A 16,795-nucleotide genomic window follows, 5' to 3' on the forward strand; every position below is an offset into this window, starting at 1 on the left:
TGGCACCACCGACGCGGGCGACCACTCCAAAACTTGACGCATGTTCATCTTCAATCCCGGGGATACCGGCGGTAACGTCCGGCACCACCCCCGTCGTGAGGAGCTGCCATGCCCCGGCGCACCAGACATCACGCGTTGTTCGACAAACTGAGAACTCCCCGCAAGCTCCCCGGGTTCCTGAAAGCCGCATCCGTATGCGTCCTCATAGCCGGCCTGCTCTCCCCGCTGGTCCAGGCGACTCCGGCGGCGGCCGCGGCCTCCAACGACTACTGCGGCGGCCAGTGTTCCGACATCCTGCCGCCCGGCGAGAACGGCAACGCCACGCTCGCCCAGGTCCTCCTCAACCAGGTCTTCGGCACCCAGCCCGACCATGCCGAGGACCAGCTGGGCCCCTACAACAACCTGGCCACGGGGTACTCCACCCTCACCGACGCGAAGATCAACACGTTCTTCAACGACTCGTCGTTCGGTGTCGCTTCCGATCAAGTCGCCTCCACGGAGAGTCCGGCGGGTCGCAGTGACGTGACGATCGTCCGTGACAAGAAGACGGGCGTGCCGCACATCACCGGTACCACCAGATACGGCACCGAGTTCGGCGCGGGGTATGCCGCCGCTGAGGACCGGCTGTGGCTCATGGACGTGTTCCGGCACGTCGGCCGCGGCCAGCTCACCACCTTCGCCGGTGGCGCCGCCTCCAACCAGGGCCTTGAACAGGAGTTCTACCGCAACGCCCCCTACTCCGAGGCCGACCTCCAGGCGCAGATCGACAACGCCGTCGCCAACAACGGCACCCGCGGCCAGCAGGCCCTCGCGGACGCCAACGCCTACCTCGCCGGCATCAACTCCTACATCGACGCCTCCGACAGCGGCCGGTACTTCCCCGGCGAATACGTGCTGACCGGACACAAGGACTCGATCACCAACGCCGGTACGATCGACCACTTCAAGATCACCGACCTGGTGGCGCTGGCCTCCGTGATCGGCACGCTGTTCGGCTCCGGCGGCGGAGGCGAGGTCAACAACGCCATCTCGCTGCTCGCCGCCCAGGAGAAGTACGGTGTGACCGAGGGCACCAAGGTCTGGGAGTCGTTCCGTGAGCGCAACGACCCCGAGGCCGTGCTCACCGTCCACAACGGCGAGAGCTTCCCGTACGGCACCAAGCCCGACAACCCGCAGGGCGAGGCACTGCCGGACGCCGGTACGGTGACGACCGAACCGCTGGTCTACAACGCCACCGGCACGGGCGCCGACCAGAGCGCCAGCGCGGCCTCCGCGGCGGCGACCGCGACCGCTCTCAGCTCGGCCAAGCGCGGGATGTCCAACGCCCTCGTCGTCAGCGGCAAGTACACCGCGAGCGGCCACCCGATCGCCGTGTTCGGACCGCAGACCGGCTACTTCGCCCCGCAGCTGCTCATGCTCCAGGAGATCCAGGGCCCGGGCATCAGCGCCCGCGGCGCCTCCTTCGCCGGCCTGAGCATGTACGTCGAACTGGGCCGCGGCCAGGACTACGCGTGGTCCGCCACCACCTCCGGGCAGGACATCATCGACTCCTACGCGGTCGAACTCTGCCAGGACGACTACCACTACCTGTACCACGGCACCTGCACGGCCATGGACGAGGTCGAGCAGGCCAACTCCTGGAAGCCGACCACCGCCGACGGCACGGCCGCCGGCTCCTACACCATGAAAGTCTGGAAAACCAAGTACGGCCCGGTCGAATACCGGGCCACCGTCGGCGGGAAGAAGGTCGCCTACACCACCCTGAGATCCTCCTACATGCACGAGGCCGACTCGATCATCGGCTTCCAGATGCTCAACGACCCCGACTACGTGAAGAGCCCGCAGACCTTCCAGAGCGCGGTCCAGCACATCAACTTCACCTTCAACTGGTTCTACGCCGACTCCTCGCACACCGCGTACTACAACAGCGGCAACAACCCGGTGCGGGCGAGCGGGGTCGACCCCGAGTTCCCGGTCTGGGGCCAGGCCGCCTACGAGTGGCAGAACTGGGACCCGACCACCAACACGGCCGACTACACCCCGGCCTCCGCGCACCCCAACTCCATCGACCAGGACTACTACATCTCCTGGAACAACAAACAGGCGCTGAACTACACGACCGCCAGCTGGGGTGACGGGTCCGTGCACCGCGGCAACCTCCTCGACGACCGGGTCAAGAAACTCGTCGCCGCCGGCGGTGTCACCCGCTCTGTGCTTGTCAAGGCCATGGCAGACGCATCCCTGGAGGACCTGCGGGCCGAGGACGTCCTGCCGGACCTGCTGAAGGTGATCAACAGCAGTACGGTGACCGACTCCACGGCCGCCGCGGCCGTCACCAAGCTCCAGACCTGGCTGACCGCGGGCGGCAAGCGCACGGAGACCTCGGCGGGCTCGAAGACGTACGCCAACTCCGACGCCATCCGGATCCTGGACGCCTGGTGGCCGCTGCTGGTGAAGGCCGAGTTCCAGCCCGGCCTCGGTGACAGCCTGTACACCGCGCTTACCAACAACCTCTACATCGACGAGACCCCGTCCGCCGCCCACGGACCGACCGGTTCGCATGCCGGAAGCTCCTTCCAGTACGGCTGGTGGAGCTATGTCGACAAGGACATCCGGTCGGTGCTCGGGCAGACCGTGTCGGGACCGCTCGCCGAGCAGTACTGCGGCGGCGGCAGCCTCAGCGCCTGCCGGGACATCCTCATCAGCACCCTGAAGACGGCGGCCGGCACCAGCGCGTCCACCGTCTACCCCGGGGACTCGCTGTGCTCGGCGGGCGACCAGTGGTGCGCCGACTCGATCGTCCAGCGCACCCTGGGCGGCATCAAGCACTACAACATCAGCTGGCAGAACCGGCCGACCTTCCAGCAGGTCGTGGAGTTCACCTCACACAGGTGAGACACGGCTGAGCCGCACACCGGTGGGCTGATGTCCCACGGCGGCGGGGTCACGCGATGTGCCCCGCCGCCAGCACCACCCGGGCCAGTTCGGGGTGCACGATGTCGCTGTGCGCCCCGGACGGCGGCCCGCCCTTCTTCACGACCGCCGCCGCGTCGACGTTCACACAGCCCGGCGCGGCGAGCGGGCCGCGCAGCGCCGCCGCCAGGTCCAGCGCACGGGTGCCCGGCACCTCCTGGACACCGTCGTGGCCCATCGCACCCCACATGGCGCCCAGCATCCGCCCCACGTCCTCGCCCAGCGCCGACTCGCAGTCGTCCGCCATCCGCGAGGCCAGCGGATACATCGTGCCGAGCGCCTCGTCGAAGTGGGAGTAGCAGCACACCAGCGGGCCGTCGATCCGGTTCTGCTGCCCCTGGAGCACCCCGCCGGTACGGGGGTCGTGGGGCAGCCGGGCGGCGAACGCGTAGTGCGAGAAGGCGCCTTGCAGCAGGGTCACGGACTTCACCGTGCGCACCCCGTCCGGCAGCCCGCGCAGCGCGAACGACACCAGCCGGCCGCCGAAGCTGTGCCCGACCAGATGCACCCGCACGTCCGGCGCCGCCCCGGCCAGCTGCCCGACCACCCGCCCGAGCCCGCGCTCCCCGACGGTCCCCGCGCGCCGCTTCATCGCGTAGTAGGTCGCCTGCCTGAGCAGCTCCTTCGCGCCGTCCCAGGGGTTCGGCAGCGCGAACCCGGCCGCGCCGCCGCCCCCTTGGAGCGTGGCCAGCGCCGCCGCGAACTCCTCGCACAGGGCCGCCGTGTCCCCGGTGAACAGCACCGGGTCGCTCTGCGGGACGCCCTCCGCGAGCGTGTCCGCCGCGAACAGCGGCTGCGGGCCGCCGGGGAGAACCTCGACCAGCAGCCGTACGAGCCGCCCGAACTCCTCCAGTTCGTTCGCCGGCCGCTGGTCCAGCATCCGCGCGATCTGGTCGACGACGGTGGCCCGCCCCGGGAACGTCTCCAGGAGCGCGTGCCGGGTGTCCTTGTCGAGGGCGGGCGCCGGTGACTCCTCCGCCTCCGTGGCCACCACGGACTTCGGGAAGTCGGGGATCGGCTCGTCGCAGAACCGCATCGACGGCCAGATCACCCCGGCGTACCCGATCCGCGCCTTCGGCGCGAGCTTCGGGATCGGCGCGAAGAACCGCCGGTACAGGGCGGTCGCGCCCGAACGGTCGTTGTTCCAGCCGTGCGCGAAGACGATCAGGTCATGGACGCCGTGGCCGCCGATCTCGCCCAGCAGGCGGTCGCGTTCGGCGGCGTCCGGGTCCCCGTCCGCGTCGAAGGTCAGCTCCCAGTAGGGAGTCACACTCATCCCAGGATCCGCCATACCAGGCTCCTCGTCCCCCGAACCGGTGCGATGTGCGCGCATCGTCCTGCTGCGGGGCAAGGTTGGCCATACGACGCGCCTCACCTGTAGAGGAGAAATTCCTTTCGGACCCGGCGGAATGCGGCGAGTTCGTCCTGCCAGGCGCCGACCACCTCGTCCGGGCCCGCCCCGGCGTCGATCATCGTGCGCACGCGCGTGGATCCGGTGAGCTTGTCGATCCAGCCGTCCGGGCGCCAGGCGAAGCCGCTCCACACCTTCTTCGCGGTGACCAGCAGGGCGATTCCGGTGCGTACCGGGTCGTAGGCGGCCCGGTCGTGCACATGGATCTGCACCCCGCCGGCGGTCCTGCCCTGGAACTTGGAGAAGGCCGGCGCGAAGTACGCCTCCCGGAACCGCACGCCCGGGAGCGCGAGCTCGTTGGCGGCGGCCGCCCAGCGCGCGTCGATGCCCTCGGCGCCCAGCAGCTCGAAGGGGCGGGTGGTACCGCGTCCCTCGGACAGGTTCGTGCCCTCGAAGAGACAGGTGCCCGAGTAGACGAGGGCGGTGTCCGGGGTGGGCATGTTGGGACTCGGCGGCACCCACGGCAGCCCGTACGCGTCGAGGAAGCGGGAGCGCCGCCAGCCCGTCATCGGTACGACGTCCAGCGCGACCGGCGGGTCCAGGAACTCCGCGTTGAACAGCCGCGCGAGTTCGGCGACCGTCATGCCGTGTGCCTGCGCGATCGGCTGCCGGCCGACGAAACTGGCGAACTCCCGGTGCAGGACCGGGCCCTGGGCGGTGCGGCCGGTCACCGGGTTCGGGCGGTCGAGCACCACGAAGCGCTTGCCGGCCAGCCGGGCGGCCTCCATGCAGTCGTAGAGCGTCCAGATGTACGTGTAGAAACGGGCGCCGACGTCCTGGATGTCGAAGACGATCGTGTCCACGCCGGAGGCGGTGAAGACGTCGGCGAGGGGCTGTCCGCTCTTGAGGTAGGTGTCGTGGACGGGCAGGCCGGTCGCCGGGTCGTCGTAGCGGCCCTCGGAGCCGCCGGCCTGGGCGGTGCCGCGGAAACCGTGTTCCGGGCCGAAGACGGCGGTGAGGTTCACGCGAGGGTCGGCGTGCATGACGTCGACGATGTGGCGGGCGTCGGGGGTGATGCCGGTGGGGTTGGTCACGATGCCGGTCTTCTGGGCGGCGAGGAGGGCATAGCCGTCGGCGGCGAGGTGATCGAAGCCGGTCTTGAGGGTGCCGTGGGCGTCGGCTGTGGTGGCCGTGGGTAGGGCTGTCACGGCCGTTGCCGTGGCCGCGGTGAGCAGACTTCGTCTGGACGGGCGCATGGGGGTGAGCCTCCGTCGTCGTCCGGGTGCGGGTCGTGTGTGGCTGGTCGCGCAGTTCCCCGCGCCCCTTTGGGGCGCGCTGCAGCTTAGGGGGTGTGACGGTCGCCCTTTTCTCAAACATACCGACCGGTTAGTGTGTCGTTGCTGAGCCGAGTCTGGTCGCGTCGTGTCGAAGGAGACCGATGGTGGGAGCCGTGCAAGATGCCCGAGTCGTCGTCACCGGGGCGGGAGGGGGCATCGGGGCCGCCCTTGCCCGCCGGTTCGCCGCCGAAGGCGCCCGCGTCGTCGTGAACGACCTGGACGGGGACAAGGCGGCCGTCGTCGCCGAGGAGATCGGCGGGATCGCCCTTCCGGGGGACGCGTCCGGCATCGTCGGCGCCGCCCGGGAAGCGCTCGGCGGGAGCGTCGACGTCTACTGCGCCAACGCCGGGCTCGGTTCCGGCGGGTCCGAGGCGGCCGACGCGGCCGTGTGGGAATCGGCCTGGGACGTCAACGTCATGGCTCACGTACGGGCCGCCCAGGAGCTGGTGCCGGAGTGGCTGGAGCGGGGGAGCGGGCGGTTCGTGTCCACCGTGTCCGCCGCCGGACTGCTCACCATGATCGGCGCCGCGCCCTACAGCGTGACCAAGCACGCCGCCTACGCCTTCGCCGAGTGGCTGTCGCTGACGTACCGGCACCGGGGCCTGAAGGTGCACGCCATCTGTCCGCAGGGCGTCCGTACCGACATGCTCGCCGCCACCGGCAGCGCGGGTGACCTGGTGCTCCAGCCGACCGCGATCGAGCCGGACGCCGTCGCCGACGCGCTGTTCAAGGGGATGGCGGAGGACCGGTTCCTGATCCTGCCGCACCCCGAGGTCGCCGAGTTCTACCAGGCGCGGGCCACCGACCCGGACCGCTGGCTGACGAACATGAACCACCTCCAGCAGAAGTGGGAGGTCACCCGGTGAGCGAGTCCGGATACGCTGCACGGCCCTGGGTGGCGCTGCTCAACGACGCCCAGCGCGGGCCGGTCGATCCGCCCGCCTCGCTGGTGCACGCCCTGCGGGCCGCCGTGGCCGAGGCGCCCGACCGCACCTGCCTCGCCTACTTCGACGCCCGCCTCAGCTTCCGCGAGGTCGACGAGCTGAGCGACTCGGTCGCCGCGCATCTCGCCGAGCGGGGCCTGGAGCGCGGGGACCGGGTCGCCGTGATCCTGCAGAACTCGCCGCACTTCGTGCTCGCGCTGCTCGGCGCCTGGAAGGCGGGCGCGACCGTCGTTCCGGTCAACCCGATGTACAAGTCGGGGGAGGTCTCGCACGTCCTGCGGGACGCCGAGGTGACCGCACTGGTCTGCTCCCAGCGGGCCTGGGAGTCGTATCTGCGCGACACGGCCGCCGACTCGCCGGTGCGGATCGTGCTCACCGCGAGCGAGCTGGACTTCCAGACGCGTGACGACGCGCGCGTGCTGACCTTCGAGCGGCTGCCGCAGGCCGCCGACGCCGAGGACCTGGTCGCCGTCGCGCGGCAGGGCGGGAAGGCGCCCGAGGGACGGGACCCGGAGCCCTCCGACATCGCGCTGATCAGCTACACCTCGGGGACGAGCGGCGCGCCCAAGGGCGCCACCAACCTGCACAGCAACATCATGTACAACGCGGAACGGCAGCGGACCGGGCTCGCCCTGCCCGACGCGCCGGTCTACTACGCCCTCGCGCCCCTCTTCCACATCACCGGCATGGTCTGCCAGCTCTGCGCCTGCCTCACCAGCGTGGGCACGCTCGTGCTGACGTACCGCTTCGAGCCGGGCCTGGTGCTGGAGGCGTTCGCCGAGCACCGCCCGCAGTACACGGTCGGGCCGTCCACCGCCTTCATGGCCCTGGCCGCCCATCCGGACGTCACCCCGGAGCACTTCGCGTCCTTCGTCAACATCTCGTCGGGCGGCGCCCCGCTGCCGCCGGCCCTGGTGGAGAAGTTCCGCGCCGGGTTCGGGCCGTACATCCGCAACGGCTACGGGCTGACCGAGTGCACCGCACCCTGCGCCTCCGTGCCGCCGGGCCTGGAAGCGCCCGTCGACCCGGTCTCCGGGACCCTCGCGGTCGGGGTGCCCGGCCCGGACGGCGTCGTCCGCATCATCGACGACCAGGGCGAGGAGGTGCCGTTCGGCGAGCAGGGCGAGATCGCCGTCCGCGGGCCGCAGGTCGTGCCCGGGTACTGGCGGCGGCCCGAGGCGACCGCCGAGACCTTCCCGGACGGCGAACTGCGCACCGGCGACATCGGGTTCATGGACCCGCAGGGCTGGCTGTACGTGGTCGACCGCAAGAAGGACATGATCAACGCGTCCGGCTTCAAGGTCTGGCCGCGTGAGGTCGAGGACGTGCTGTACACCCACCCGGCGGTGCGCGAGGCGGCCGTCGTCGGGGTGCCCGACGGCTACCGCGGGGAGACCGTCAAGGCCTACATCAGTCTTCGTCCGGGTAGTGCAACCGATCCGGACGATCTCGCCCTCTATTGCAAGGAGAGACTGGCCGCTTACAAATATCCGCGCCAGGTGGAGATCCTGCCCGACCTGCCGAAGACGGCAAGTGGGAAGATCCTCCGACGGGAACTTCGTTCCCGACCGCAACAGAGTTAGCGGACTTACGAGAAAGGCAGGTGGCGGCAGTGCCCAGGACGACGGACGGAGACGGGGCTCCTGTTCCGCAGCGGCTTCTTGCCGCCGCCACCCGGCTCTTCGCGGAGCAGGGGTACGACAGGACCTCCGTGCAGGAGATCGTGGAGGCGGCCGGCGTCACCAAGGGGGCGCTGTACCACTACTTCGGCTCCAAGGACGATCTCCTGCACGAGGTGTACGCGCGCGTGCTGCGCGTCCAGCAGGAACGGCTCGACGCCTTCGCGAACGCGGACGAGCCGATCGAGAAGCGGCTGCGGGGCGCGGCGGCGGACGTGGTCGTCACGACCATCGAGAACCTCGACGACGCGATGATCTTCTTCCGGTCCATGCACCACCTGAGCCCGGAGAAGAACAAGCAGGTGCGCGCCGAGCGCCGGCGCTACCACGAACGCTTCCGCGCGCTCGTGGAGGAGGGCCAGCGCGAGGGCGTGTTCTCCACCGCGACCCCGGCCGACCTCGTCGTCGACTACCACTTCGGCTCGGTCCACCACCTGTCGACCTGGTACCGCCCCGACGGCCCCATGGCCCCGCAGGAGGTCGCCGACCACCTGGCCGACCTGCTGCTGCGGGCACTGCGCCCCTAAGCTGGAACGGCTGAATTCCTCCACGAGTCGACTCGGGGGGAAGGAGACCGAGTGCGATGGCGAAAGTCCTCTTCATCGTCAGCGGGGCGACCTACTGGGTTCTCAAGGACGGCACCAGATACGCGACCGGCTACTGGGCCGAAGAGTTCGCCGTGCCCTACAAGAAGATCACGGAAGCCGGTCATGACGTCGTGGTCGGGACGCCCGGCGGCGTGACCCCGAACGTCGACATGATGAGCCTGCGCCCGTCGATGGCGGGCGGCGAGGAGATGGCCCTCGAACTGGAGGCGATCATCCGCTCCGCCGAGGTGATGCGGCGGCCCCTCCAGCTCTCGGACGTCCGCCTGGAGGACTACGACGCGGTGTACCTGCCCGGCGGCCACGGCCCCATGGCGGACCTGGCGTTCGACGCCGACGTGGGCCGCCTGCTGACCGCGCAGCTCGCCTCGGGCAGACCGCTCGCGATCGTGTGCCATGCCCCCGCCGCGATCCTCGCCACCAGGATTCACGGCAGGTCGCCCTTCGACGGATACCGCATCACCTGCTTCACCGACGAGGAGGAAGAGGCCGTCGGACTGGCCCCCCGGGCACCGTGGCTCCTGGAGACGGAGCTCAAGGAGAAGACCGGCATCGACTTCAGCCGCGGTCCGATCTGGGAGCCCTACATGGTCGAGGACCGCAATCTCATCACCGGCCAGAACCCCCATTCGTCGGCGATCCTGGCGGACCGGCTGCTCCAGATCCTCAAGTAGGCGACGGCCGCCAGTACCGGGCGCCGGCCGGTGCCGGGACGGGGACGACACGCGCCCCGCAATCGCGAGCAGTCGGCCCGCCCCGGTCACTGGTGGCGGGGCACGGACACGTGCGCATAGTCTCGCCCGCATGGCAGATGCGTTTGCGGGTGTCCGGCTGCTCGGCCCGCCGGTGACCGACGGTGAGTACATCGCGTTGAGCGAGCACGAGACGGTGCACCTGCACGAGTACACGCGGATCTACGCCGTGCCCGGCCTCTACGAGCATGTCGTCCAGGAACGGCTGCAGTGCAGATCGCCGCAGGTCGCGGCCGAGGGTCTGCTGCGCGCGGCCGCGCGCCTCGGGCTGGAGCCGGAGTCGATGACGGTGCTGGACGTGGGCTCCGGCACCGGACTGGTCGGCGAACTCGTGCGTCGTGGAGGCGTGGCCCGGGTCGTCGGGGTCGACGCGCTGCCGGCGGCACGCGAGGCGTGTCTGCGCGACCGGCCGGGCGTCTACGCCGACTACGTGGTCGGCGACTTCCAGCTCGGCGACGGACTCCGTGAGGCACTGAGCCCCTACGCGTTCGGCGGGTTGGTGTCGGCCGGCGCGTTCGGCGGCACGCACGCCACACCGCAGGCGCTGGTCAACGCGCTCGGGGTCCTGCCGCCGGGTGCGCCCGTGGCCTTCACGATCCACGAGCAGTGGATGGACGAAGCGGATCCGGACGGGTTCGGCGTCGCCGTGGAGCGGCTGGTGGCCGACGGACGTCTCGAACTGCTGGAACGCACCCGGTTCCAGCACCGGGTGACGACGACCGGCGAGCCGATCTTCTACCAGCTCGTGGTGGGCCGGACCGGCTGAGGCGGACGGCGAGGGGCCGGTGCGGGCATGTGGATGCCCGCACCGGCCCCGACCGCGCAACGCCTACAGGTACTTCTTCAGCTCCCGCCGCGCCAGCGATCGCTGGTGCACCTCGTCCGGGCCGTCGGCGATCATCAGGGTGCGGGCCCCGGCGTACAGGTCGGCCAGCGGGAAGTCCTGGCTGACACCGCCGGCGCCGTGCAGCTGGATCGCCCGGTCGATGATGTCGACGACCGCACGCGGCGTGGCGATCTTGATGGCCTGGATCTCGGCGTGGGCACCCCGGTTGCCGACGGTGTCCATCAGCCAGGCCGTCTTGAGGACCAGCAGCCGCAGCTGCTCGACCGTCACCCGGGCGTCGGCGATCCAGTTGTGCACCACACCCTGCTGGGCCAGCGCCTTGCCGAAGGCCTGACGGGAGACGGCCCGGCGGCACATCAGCTCGATCGCCCGTTCGGCCATGCCGATCAGCCGCATGCAGTGGTGGATCCGGCCGGGACCGAGCCGGGCCTGGGCGATGGCGAAGCCGCCGCCCTCCTCGCCGACCAGGTTGGTGACGGGCACGCGCGCGTGGTCGAAGACCACCTCGGCGTGGCCGCCGTGCGAGTGGTCCTCGTAGCCGAAGACCTTCATCGCCCGCTTCACGGTCACGCCCGGGGTGTCGCGCGGGACCAGGACCATGGACTGCTGACGCCGGATGTCGGTGCCGTCCGGGTCGGTCTTGCCCATCACGATGAAGATCTTGCAGTCCGGGTTCATCGCCCCGGAGATGTACCACTTGCGGCCGGTGATGACGTAGTCGTCTGTACCGTCGGAGGCTCGCTCGATGTACGTGGTGATGTTGGTGGCGTCCGAGGAGGCCACCTCCGGCTCGGTCATGGCGAACGCGGAGCGGATCTCACCGGCGAGGAGCGGCTCCAGCCACTGCTTCTTCTGCGCGTCGTCGCCGAACTGGGCCAGCACCTCCATGTTGCCGGTGTCCGGTGCCGCGCAGTTCAGCGCGGTGGGCGCCAGGTGCGGGGAGCGGCCGGTGATCTCGGCGAGCGGCGCGTACTGGAGGTTGCTGAGGCCCCCGCCGTACTCGGCGTCGGGGAGGAAGAGGTTCCACAGGCCCTGCCTGCGCGCCTCGGCCTTCAGCTCCTCGACCACGGCCGGGGTGTCCCACGGCGAGGCCAGCGCGGCCCGCTGCTCCTCGGCCACCGCCTCGGCCGGGTAGACGAACTCGTCCATGAAGGCGAGCAGTTGGGCGCGCAGTTCCTCGGTGCGCGCGTCGAACGCGAAGTCCATGGCCGGTCAGCCTTCCTGAAGAGTGGTCAGTCCGTGGTCGATGAAGACGGGGACGAGCTCGCCGATGCGGTCGAAGCCCTGCCCGAGCGTCTGGCCCAGCGTGTACCGGTAGTGGATGCCCTCCAGGATCACGGCGAGCTTGAACCAGGCGAACGCCGTGTACCAGGAGATGTGCGAGACGTCCCGGCCCGAGCGGGCGGCGTAGCGCTCGACCAGCTCCCGCGGGTCCGGGTGGCCCGGCGCCTCGGCGGTCGTCGACACCGGGGAGTCCGGCGCGCCCAGCGGCAGGCTGTACATCACCAGCAGGCCCAGGTCGGTCAGCGGGTCGCCGAGCGTCGACATCTCCCAGTCGAGAATCGCCTTGATCCGGTCGTCGTCGCCGATCAGGACGTTGTCGAGGCGGTAGTCGCCGTGGATCACGGTGGGCGCGGGGGACTGCGGCAGGCGGCGGCCCAGGGTGGCGTGCAGCTCGTCGATACCGGCCAGCTCACGGTTGCGGGAGGCGTCCAGCTGCTTGCCCCAGCGGCGGAGCTGGCGGTCCAGGAAGCCCTCCGGGCGGCCGAAGTCGGCGAGGCCGACCTCCGCGGGGTCCACGGCGTGCAGCTCGACCAGCGTGTCCACCAGGGACAGCACGGCGTTACGGGTGCGCTCGGGGCCGAGCGGGGCGAGCTGCTCGGAGGTGCGGTACGGGGTGCCGTCCACGAACTCCATCACGTAGAACGGCGCGCCGAGGACCTCGTCGTCCTCGCACAGCAGCACCGGGCGCGGCACCGGCACCTCGGTCGGGTACAGCGCGCTGATCACCCGGTGCTCGCGCTTCATGTCGTGCGCGGTGGCCAGGACATGGCCCAGCGGCGGCCGTCGCACGACCCACTTCGAGGTGCCGTCGGAGAGCGCGTAGGTGAGGTTCGACCGTCCGCCCTCGATCAGCCTTCCGGTCAGCGGACCGGTCACCAGGCCGGGGTGCTCGCGGTCGAGCAGGCCGCGCAGCCGGTCGAGGTCGAGTCCGGGCGGGTGGTCGGGGCTCATGCATCGCTCCTACGAACGAATGAACAGGACCCGACTTATGATGCCGACCAGTCGGTATGTCGTCCAGCGCGTGAGCCAAACGTGACCGGGACCACCCTACGACCCGTACGGTGGGTGACGGCTCCCCGCGTGCCGAGCGGGGAGCCGTCACCGGCGAGGATCGGCTCAGTGGTCGTCCCAGTGACCGTTGTGCTCGGCGTGCCGGTGGCCGTCGTGCAGATAGTCGACGTGGTCGCCGTGCAGGACGCCGGTGTGCCCGCAGCCGTCGCCGTGCCGGTGCTCGTGGGCCTCGTGGGTGACGTGCCCGTCGGGCTCGCACTCGTCCCAGTGGCCGCCGTGCTCGCGGTGCAGATGTCCGTTGTGCGCGTAGTCGACGTGGTCGCCGTGCGGCACCTGGTCGTGCCCGCAGTCCGGTCCGTGGCTGTGACCGTGCGAGACGTGTTCCTGGTGAAGGGTGGTCATGGTGCTCGCCTTCGGGGGTGCAGGGTTCGGGAGTGTGGCGTGACGCCGACGGACAGGCTGCCACGCAAAGGGCGCATATGTGGGCATCCCGGTTGCGTGGCGTCCGAGTACCCCAGAGGGTCATTTGCATGAAAGGCATCAGCTACAGCCGGTACGGCGGCCCCGAGGTGCTGGAGTACGGCGAGGTCAAGGACCCGAAGGTCGGCCCCGACTCGGTGCTCGTGAAGGTCCGGGCGGCGGCCGTGAACCCGGTCGACTGGAAGTGCCGCGAGGGCCATCTGCACGGCATCATGGACGCCGTCTTCCCGGTGGTCCCCGGCTGGGACGTCTCCGGCGTCGTCGTGCAGCCGGGCCCCGTCGTCACCGAGTTCGCGGTCGGCGACGAGGTGATCGGCTACGTCCGCGAGGACTTCCTCTCCCGGGGCACCTATGCCGAGTACGTCGCCGCACCCGTGCGCACCCTCGCCCGCAAGCCGCGCAACCTCACCTTCGAACAGGCCGCCGGGCTGCCGCTGGCCGGTCTCACCGCCTACCAGGTGCTGGTGCACGCCCTGGAGGTCAGGCGCGGCGAGACAGTCCTCGTGCACGCCGCCGCCGGCGGGGTCGGCTCCCTCGCCGTCCAGATCGCGGCCCACCTCGGCGCCCGGGTGATCGGCACGGCGAGCGAGCGCAACCACGACTTCGTCCGGGGGCTCGGCGGCGAACCGGTGACCTACGGCGCGGGCCTGGCCGAACGCGTCCGGGGGCTGGCGCCGGAGGGCGTGGCCGCCGTCTTCGACACCGTCGGCGGGGAGGCCCTGACCGCCTCGGCAAACCTGCTCGCACCCGAGGGCCGGATGGCCTCGATCGCCGACCCGGACGTCGTCGACTTCGGCGGCCGCTACTGCTGGGCGCGACCCGACGCCGAGGACCTGACCCGGCTCGCGGCGCTCGCGGAGCAGGGGGCTCTCACCGTCCATGTCGCCGAGACGTTCCCGCTGAAGCGGGCGGCCGACGCGCAGCGCCGCAGCCAGGAGGGGGGTACCCGGGGCAAGCTGGTGGTCATCGTGGACTGGCCGGAGGAGGGCTGAGCGAGGGGCCGGATCCTTACCGGCTCCTCATACGACCAGTGCGGCGGCGCACAGGGCGATGGCGATCGTGCACAGCACCGCTCCGGTCGCCTGCCGGGGGGCCAGCGCCGTGGGACGGTCGGCGGCCGCGAGGGCGCGGATACGGCGGTTGGCGACCAGGAGGAAGCCCAGCCACAGGGCGCAGCAGGCGGCGCAGCCGAGTACGCCGGCGGCCGAGGTGCTGCCGTGCAGTGCGGTCTTCGCCGCGAGTATGGCGGCGACGGTCGCCGAGAGGGTCGTACGGCGCCAGGCCAGCCGGGTCCGCTCCGGCTGGAGCCCGGGGTCGCGGGCCGGCTCCGTCATCCCTCCCACCCGACGAGCACCACGACGACCATCGCGACGGCGACCACGGCGACGACCACGCTCAGCAGTGCCGGGAACCGGGACACCGGCAGATCCTCGCCGCGCCGCATCGCCCGCTCGCAGCGCATCCAGTGGTTCACGGCACGCAGCGAGCAGAGCACGCCGGCGGCGAGGAGCGCGAGCGCGAGGCCGACGCGCCAGCCCCAGCGGAGGTCGGGCAGGAACTGGTCCACGGCGAAGCCGCCGCCGATGAGGGCGAGGGCGGTACGCAGCCAGGCCAGGAAGGTCCGCTCGTTGGCGAGGGAGAAACGGTAGTCGGGGGTCGTGCCCTCCTGCCGTACCTCTTCGGGGGCGAACCACAAACGGACGTTCCGAGCGAATTCGATCACGTATAGGAAGACTACCGGGGGCGGGACCCGTGGTTGTCCGGCCGCGGGCCGGTGGGGGCTGGCCGCGCCCACGCGGCGGAGCCGCAAATCAAATACAGCCCCGCGCCCCTTAAGGGGCGCTCCCCAGCCGTGTCTCACATAGCTGCGGGCAGGCGTGCCTCCCCCAGTGCCTTAAGGGCCTGGGAGGTGCCCCCAGGCGGCACGGGTGGGCGCTGGGGGTCCCCCCGGCCGAAGGCTGGGGGAGGCACCCGGCCAGCGCCGGTAAGCGTCCCCACCCCCCGCCTCAGCCCCGCCACTCCCGCAACCGTTCCCACGCCGCCGCCCCGTCCGGCACCCACTCCCACTCCCCGAGCCGGGACACCAGTTCCTCCTCGTTCAGGAAGGCGTGCCACGCCACCTCCTCCACCTGCGGCCGTACCGGCAGCTCGCAGCGCACCTCGTACACCGCCGACCACCAGCTCTGCCCGGCGCCGTCGTCGTACAGGAACTTGAAGAGGAACGTCGGCCGGGGGAGGCCGCTCACGCCCAGTTCCTCCTCGGCCTCCCGCAGCGCCGCGTCGTCGTAGGACTCGCCCGCGCCGACCACACCCCCGACGAACATGTCGTACAGGGAGGGAAAGACCAGCTTGGTCGCGGTGCGGCGGTGGACGAAGACGCGGCCGGCGGCGTCGCGGGCCTGGATGAAGACGCAGCGGTGGCGCAGGCCCCGGGCGTACGCCTCGCCGCGTGGGGACTGTCCGGTCACCCGGTCGTGCTCGTCGACGATGTCGAGGATCTCGTCAGCAGCGCTCATACCGCCATCCAAGCAGGCGGACGGCCGCCGGCGTCAGCGCGGCTGGAGGTCCAGCGAAGGCTCCTTGGGCGCCGTACCGCGCGGCATCGCCGGGTGCAGCCCGAGCAGCACGATGCCCGCCACGATCGCCGCGAGCCCCGCCGCCTCCCAGGCCAGCGCCCCGGTGTCGGTGCGCAGCCGGTCCCCGAGGAAGCCGACCCCGCAGAGGATCCCGGCGAGCGGCTGGGCCGCGGTGAGCGCGGGCAGCGAGTTGCGCAGTTCCGCCGTCTCGAACGCGCTCTGGACGAGGATCAGCCCGGTGACCCCGAGGACCAGCACGCCGTACGGCTGCCAGCCGGTCAGCACCTCCATGATGCCGCCCTCGGAGAAGCGGGTGCTGGTGACCCGGGTCAGCGCGTCCTGGACGCCGTAGAGCAGGCCCGCGGCGAGGGCGAGGAGGGTCGGTCCCGCGCTGAGGCGGGAGCGTTTGGCGTAGGTCGTCAGGAGCAGGGCTATCCCGACCATCAGGCCGATGATCAGCCAGTGCCGCAGCGGGTTGGCGATGGCGTCGCCGCCGCGTGGCTGGCCCGCCAGGATGAACGCGGTCACGCCGCCCGCGAGCAGGACGAGACCCGCCCAGCCCTGGTGGCTGAGGGGATGCCTGGTCTGGTGCCGGGAGAGCGCGAGGGCGAACAGGAGGTTCGTCGCGAGCAGCGGCTCGACGAGGGAGATCTCGCCCTTGCCGAGGGCGATCGCGCCGAGGACCATGCCGGCCACCATCAGGCCGATGCCGCCGAGCCAGCGCGGCACCCTCATCAGGTCGAGCAGCAGCCGGGGCGAGAGGAAGTCGCTGAGCGGTGCCTTCTGGGCGACGTTCTGCTGGAGCACGAACCCGAAGCCCAGGCAACAGGCCGCGCTCACGGCGAGGACCAGAACCAGAACGGACACGCTGCGTACCTCGATCTGCGGCCGGGCTACGGAGTGCGTAGTGGCCGACTGTAGCGCTCCCGGGTAGGGATTGCTCCGGGGGTACCCGG

At 70.9% G+C, this 16,795-nt stretch carries 16 protein-coding genes; 7 read left to right on the plus strand and 9 right to left on the minus strand.

Annotated elements, in window-relative coordinates; genetic code table 11:
- Nucleotides 1-108 precede the first annotated feature (108 nt).
- Nucleotides 109-2,895: a penicillin acylase family protein gene (locus tag SSP29_RS24870; RefSeq protein ID WP_089103024.1), complete on the plus strand. Its 2,787-nt coding sequence runs from the start codon at nucleotides 109-111 to the stop codon at nucleotides 2,893-2,895.
- 49 nt (nucleotides 2,896-2,944) lie between these two features.
- Here the strand turns inward: SSP29_RS24870 and SSP29_RS24875 are convergent, their stop codons facing one another.
- Together SSP29_RS24875 and SSP29_RS24880 are read right to left on the minus strand one after the other, a co-directional pair.
- A complete protein-coding gene (locus SSP29_RS24875; protein WP_089103025.1) occupies nucleotides 2,945-4,264 on the minus strand; it encodes a serine-threonine protein kinase in 1,320 nt (439 codons plus the stop codon).
- An 80-nt stretch (nucleotides 4,265-4,344) separates the two neighbouring features.
- Nucleotides 4,345-5,580: an exo-beta-N-acetylmuramidase NamZ family protein gene (locus SSP29_RS24880; RefSeq protein ID WP_089103026.1), complete on the minus strand. Its 1,236-nt coding sequence runs from the start codon at nucleotides 5,578-5,580 to the stop codon at nucleotides 4,345-4,347.
- Nucleotides 5,581-5,762: 182 nt separating this feature from the next.
- Between SSP29_RS24880 and SSP29_RS24885 the strand changes: the two genes are divergently transcribed.
- From SSP29_RS24885 to SSP29_RS24905, 5 genes are all read left to right on the plus strand, one after another.
- Nucleotides 5,763-6,527 (plus strand): SDR family oxidoreductase, encoded by a 765-nt coding sequence (locus SSP29_RS24885; protein WP_089103027.1) that lies wholly within the window; start codon nucleotides 5,763-5,765, stop codon nucleotides 6,525-6,527.
- Complete coding sequence (locus SSP29_RS24890) at nucleotides 6,524-8,188, plus strand: class I adenylate-forming enzyme family protein (RefSeq protein WP_089103028.1); 1,665 nt, start codon at nucleotides 6,524-6,526, stop codon at nucleotides 8,186-8,188. The genes SSP29_RS24885 and SSP29_RS24890 overlap by 4 nt, the downstream gene beginning before the upstream one ends.
- 29 nt (nucleotides 8,189-8,217) lie before the next feature.
- A complete protein-coding gene (locus SSP29_RS24895) occupies nucleotides 8,218-8,811 on the plus strand; it encodes a TetR/AcrR family transcriptional regulator (protein WP_089103029.1) in 594 nt (197 codons plus the stop codon).
- A gap of 56 nt (nucleotides 8,812-8,867) precedes the next feature.
- The gene (locus SSP29_RS24900) at nucleotides 8,868-9,563 is read left to right on the plus strand and encodes a type 1 glutamine amidotransferase domain-containing protein (RefSeq protein ID WP_089103030.1); all 696 of its coding nucleotides are present in this window, start codon (nucleotides 8,868-8,870) and stop codon (nucleotides 9,561-9,563) included.
- Nucleotides 9,564-9,693: 130 nt separating this feature from the next.
- Nucleotides 9,694-10,407, plus strand: coding sequence for a methyltransferase domain-containing protein (locus SSP29_RS24905; protein ID WP_089103031.1), 714 nt, complete (start codon nucleotides 9,694-9,696; stop codon nucleotides 10,405-10,407).
- A 63-nt stretch (nucleotides 10,408-10,470) separates the two neighbouring features.
- Here SSP29_RS24905 and SSP29_RS24910 read toward each other — a convergent pair whose 3' ends face one another.
- The 3 genes from SSP29_RS24910 to SSP29_RS24920 form a co-directional block, all read right to left on the minus strand.
- A complete protein-coding gene (locus SSP29_RS24910) occupies nucleotides 10,471-11,694 on the minus strand; it encodes an acyl-CoA dehydrogenase family protein (RefSeq protein WP_089103032.1) in 1,224 nt (407 codons plus the stop codon).
- A gap of 6 nt (nucleotides 11,695-11,700) precedes the next feature.
- Nucleotides 11,701-12,723 carry a phosphotransferase family protein gene (locus tag SSP29_RS24915; protein WP_089103033.1) on the minus strand — a complete coding sequence of 341 codons (1,023 nt, stop codon included), beginning with the start codon at nucleotides 12,721-12,723 and terminating at the stop codon, nucleotides 11,701-11,703.
- 165 nt (nucleotides 12,724-12,888) lie between these two features.
- Nucleotides 12,889-13,185: a hypothetical protein gene (locus SSP29_RS24920; protein WP_089103034.1), complete on the minus strand. Its 297-nt coding sequence runs from the start codon at nucleotides 13,183-13,185 to the stop codon at nucleotides 12,889-12,891.
- Between the two features lie 128 nt (nucleotides 13,186-13,313).
- Between SSP29_RS24920 and SSP29_RS24925 the strand changes: the two genes are divergently transcribed.
- A complete protein-coding gene (locus SSP29_RS24925) occupies nucleotides 13,314-14,255 on the plus strand; it encodes an NADP-dependent oxidoreductase (RefSeq protein WP_089103035.1) in 942 nt (313 codons plus the stop codon).
- A 27-nt stretch (nucleotides 14,256-14,282) separates the two neighbouring features.
- Here SSP29_RS24925 and SSP29_RS24930 read toward each other — a convergent pair whose 3' ends face one another.
- The 4 genes from SSP29_RS24930 to SSP29_RS24945 all read right to left on the minus strand — a co-directional run bounded on the left by SSP29_RS24930 (nucleotide 14,283) and on the right by SSP29_RS24945 (nucleotide 16,706).
- Complete coding sequence (locus SSP29_RS24930) at nucleotides 14,283-14,597, minus strand: DUF202 domain-containing protein (protein ID WP_089103036.1); 315 nt, start codon at nucleotides 14,595-14,597, stop codon at nucleotides 14,283-14,285.
- Nucleotides 14,594-14,986: a YidH family protein gene (locus SSP29_RS24935; RefSeq protein ID WP_089103037.1), complete on the minus strand. Its 393-nt coding sequence runs from the start codon at nucleotides 14,984-14,986 to the stop codon at nucleotides 14,594-14,596. Before SSP29_RS24935 ends, SSP29_RS24930 begins: the two co-directional genes overlap by 4 nt.
- A gap of 283 nt (nucleotides 14,987-15,269) precedes the next feature.
- A complete protein-coding gene (locus SSP29_RS24940) occupies nucleotides 15,270-15,779 on the minus strand; it encodes an NUDIX hydrolase (RefSeq protein WP_089103038.1) in 510 nt (169 codons plus the stop codon).
- Nucleotides 15,780-15,812: 33 nt separating this feature from the next.
- Entirely contained in the window at nucleotides 15,813-16,706 is an 894-nt protein-coding gene (locus tag SSP29_RS24945; protein ID WP_089103039.1) for a DMT family transporter, read from the minus strand.
- Nucleotides 16,707-16,795 lie beyond the last annotated feature (89 nt).

This window comes from Streptomyces hyaluromycini (genome assembly GCF_002217755.1).
Classification (GTDB): domain Bacteria; phylum Actinomycetota; class Actinomycetes; order Streptomycetales; family Streptomycetaceae; genus Streptomyces; species Streptomyces hyaluromycini.